The sequence below is a fragment of the uncultured Mucilaginibacter sp. genome, assembly GCF_903893715.1.
Taxonomy (GTDB): Bacteria; Bacteroidota; Bacteroidia; order Sphingobacteriales; family Sphingobacteriaceae; genus Mucilaginibacter.
Genome location: NZ_CAITNG010000101.1, coordinates 1 through 2,955, shown reverse-complemented (window position 1 = coordinate 2,955; position 2,955 = coordinate 1). Strand labels below are relative to the sequence as shown.

The following is a 2,955-nucleotide window of genomic DNA, read 5'->3' as shown; positions in this document are numbered from 1 at the left end:
TTTTACATTTTTCCATTAGCGCGCCTAAAACACGCAGTTCGGTATCGTCCAATACCGGAATATTTATTTGTGCATCCATGCGCTAAAGTAAAAAAATGATTGAATGATTAAAGGATTGAATGATTTTAATCAAAAAAATCATCGGTTAAATTGCCAATATCCCTGCGGTCTTTTTTAGTGGGCCGGCCAGCACCGCGGTCGCGCTTCAATACCGGCGCGTTGAACATGGTTTTAAAAGCCTGAGTTTGTTCAACAGGCGTAATATCCTCATAAAAATTAACGGCGGTTTTAGCGTCCACCCTACTCTCCAACAACCCGGTAACTTTCAGCACTTTGCGATCGGACCCTTTCGACACATGGTACACTTCACCTACGCGCACTTCGTGCGAGGGCTTGATATTGGTACCGTTCAGCTTCACGCGGCCAGCCTTACAGGCTTCGGTAGCCAGTGAGCGGGTTTTAAAAGCCCTGATGGCCCACAGGTATTTATCTATCCTTAATTTCTCTTTCTCGGCCATAAACTCATTATTTCATGCTGAACATGGCTATCTTGCCGTTGCCGCCTGCCAACAGTGTCAGTTTGCCGTGCTGCGTCTTAATGCAAACATTGTAACTGCCGCCATCTATCTTCGTCCAGGTGAGCCCTTCGTCCTTACTCAGGTACGTACCCGCTGTGCCGGTGGCCAAATATATTTTACTATCAATATGCTGCACACATGATAGAAAGGTGGGCGTAACTTTGGCTATTTTCCAGGTTTTGCCGGCATCGTTGGAGTAGCAGGCTGTCGAATCGGTGCGGGTATCGCGCTGGTAATCACCACCTACCACTACCCAATTTTTACCATTGGTGGCAACAGAAAACGCCCCCGCGCTCGAGCGCCCCTGAGCAATGGGCAATTGCTGGGTGCTCCATTTTTTTTCGTCGATATGCGCCTGTATCATATTAGCCACGCTTCCACCGGTGACCATCAGTATCGAATTGCTTTTTATCAAACCATTATCAAAAATATTGAGGCACGTGCCGCTTGCCGCGAAAGCCGCCTCATCATTCCGCGCCAGGGGCGATTTGGCCATTTCGCGCGCTTTCCAGGTGTTGCCCTTGTCGGTAGTTTCGAACAAAACAAAGTGATTGTTGGATGGGTCGCTCATGGCGCAGCCATATTTGCCGTGAAAATCCATGGCATCCAAAAAAACAGAAGTATCGCGATTACGGTATTTTACCTGCCAGTTGGCGCCCCCGTCGGTTGTTTTTAATATCAGGGCCGGTGTACCCGAACTCATGATGAGTGCCTCTTTATCCGAAAAAGCTTCAATATCCCTAAAATCAGATTGCTCAAAACCTCTTACCTGTTGCCAAATCCATGTTTTGCCGGCATCTTTGGTAACGGCCACATAACCCTTATTGCCGCTTACCCAGGCCACTTTATCGTTCACTACCGATAAACCGCGTATGCTTACTGCCCTGCCCTGCTGCAATAAAGTTACCTTTTGCGCAGATGCATTAATCATCAAAATAAAAAGTGCCAGCGTTATGCCAACGTTTTTTAGTACTTGTTTTATCATTTAACCCTCGTCCAGACTTCGGTGCGCCCAAACAGGGATATACCGATGTAACCGCGTATTTTTAAAGTGTTATTGTTATCTATTAACGTCATTTTACAACTGTATGTTTTCCCGCTCTTCGGGTCGTATATGGTACCGTCTTCGTATGTTTCGCCGTTAAAGGTAAAGTCTTTTAACAGTTCCAGGTTCAGGTCGGGCCGGGTTTTCAGTGCCGGATCGGGGTTGTTTTCGTCCATTTTGGGTTTGCCGTTGCGGTCCGGAAATTTTATCCACCCCAATTTACCAAAGTATTTATCGCCTTTTTTATATATCCATATCTGGTCCTCGCCGTTAGGGTTGAGCCATTTGCCTAAAATCGCATCGCCGTTTTGCGCCAAAACCGTTAACGATGCCACAATAAGCAACATTAACACACTTGCTTTCTTCATCATCATAAATTAAATAATTGGTAGCCTAAAATTAGCCTTTCGGCGAGTCAATAGCAAACGTTATCAATTTTATATTTATTTTAAGGCATAACGATAATCTGTTATATTTGCAGCCCGTTGGGTTTAGCGCCATAAACCAACGCAGTTCTTAATATAATGCCCGGATGGCGAAATTGGTAAACGTTGCGGTCTCAGAAGCCGTTGAGAATTGTCTCTTGAGAGTTCGAGTCTCTCTTCGGGCACATCCATTTGGTCATTGATCATTGGTCATTAAGTCATTGCCTGTCGCTCGATAAGCATAATGACACAATGACCAATGACCCAATGATAATTTATAAGCCCAGGTGGCGAAATTGGTAGACGCACCATCTTGAGGGGGTGGCACTCGTAAGGGTGTGGCAGTTCGAATCTGCTCCTGGGCACTTCTCCTATATTTTATCATTTATCATTGGGTCGTTAAGTCATTTTGTATATCGCTTAAAAAGTCAATGACCTGATGACTCAATGACTCAATGACTTCCCTACGGTTCCAACCACAACACCGAATTACCCGTGCCAAACCGGTTTTGCTCCCATAGTTTGTTGGCCGGGTCGATTATCCAATTACCATCTACGATGAATTTATAGAGGTATTTGCCAGGTTTGAGGTGCAAACTGATGGTCCATTGGTCGCCCTGGTGTACCATGGTATAGCCATCATAGTCCCAATTATTAAAAGTACCGGCCAGGCGGATGGTTTTGGCGTTACCATAGCCCTTCAGCGTGAAGGTATAATTTGGTTTCACCACCAGCAACGAGTTACGTTCATCACCATTTCCGTACTGACATGGATTGGTGGGGTCTGTCATCCATTTACCATACACTATAAATTTATAACCATAATTTCCCGTGTCCATCGGCACATCGGCCCGCCATGCGTTGCCATCTTTTTTCAGCCTGAGCTCGCCCTGCCTCCACTCGTTAA

At 45.7% G+C, this 2,955-nt stretch carries 3 protein-coding genes, 2 tRNA genes and 1 pseudogene; 2 read left to right on the top strand and 4 right to left on the bottom strand.

What is annotated here, in order from left to right; translation table 11 throughout:
* Positions 1–125: 125 nt before the first annotated feature.
* From QZX97_RS11455 to QZX97_RS11445, 3 genes are read right to left on the bottom strand one after another with little or no spacing between them, the layout of a single operon-like run.
* A complete protein-coding gene (locus QZX97_RS11455; RefSeq protein WP_295664661.1) occupies positions 126–518 on the bottom strand; it encodes an RNA-binding S4 domain-containing protein in 393 nt (130 codons plus the stop codon).
* Positions 519–525: 7 nt separating this feature from the next.
* Complete coding sequence (locus QZX97_RS11450) at positions 526–1,563, bottom strand: YCF48-related protein (RefSeq protein WP_295664660.1); 1,038 nt, start codon at positions 1,561–1,563, stop codon at positions 526–528.
* Positions 1,560–1,997 carry a DUF2147 domain-containing protein gene (locus QZX97_RS11445; protein ID WP_363152403.1) on the bottom strand — a complete coding sequence of 146 codons (438 nt, stop codon included), beginning with the start codon at positions 1,995–1,997 and terminating at the stop codon, positions 1,560–1,562. The genes QZX97_RS11450 and QZX97_RS11445 overlap by 4 nt, the downstream gene beginning before the upstream one ends.
* Positions 1,998–2,149: 152 nt before the next feature.
* Between QZX97_RS11445 and QZX97_RS11440 the strand changes: the two genes are divergently transcribed.
* Positions 2,150–2,233 (top strand) — tRNA-Leu (locus QZX97_RS11440).
* A gap of 96 nt (positions 2,234–2,329) precedes the next feature.
* A tRNA-Leu gene (locus QZX97_RS11435) sits at positions 2,330–2,413 on the top strand.
* A 99-nt stretch (positions 2,414–2,512) separates the two neighbouring features.
* On the opposite strand, the pseudogene QZX97_RS11430 reads toward QZX97_RS11435, so the two are convergent.
* Positions 2,513–2,955: pseudogene (locus QZX97_RS11430) on the bottom strand (hypothetical protein); the annotation flags it as partial.

Bases quoted from the DNA above. Each gene is read 5' to 3' on its own strand.
- QZX97_RS11455 (WP_295664661.1), bottom strand. From the start codon at position 518: ATGGCCGAGAAAGAGAAATTAAGGATAGATAAATACCTGTGGGCCATC.
- QZX97_RS11450 (WP_295664660.1), bottom strand. From the start codon at position 1,563: ATGATAAAACAAGTACTAAAAAACGTTGGCATAACGCTGGCACTTTTT.
- QZX97_RS11445 (WP_363152403.1), bottom strand. From the start codon at position 1,997: ATGATGATGAAGAAAGCAAGTGTGTTAATGTTGCTTATTGTGGCATCG.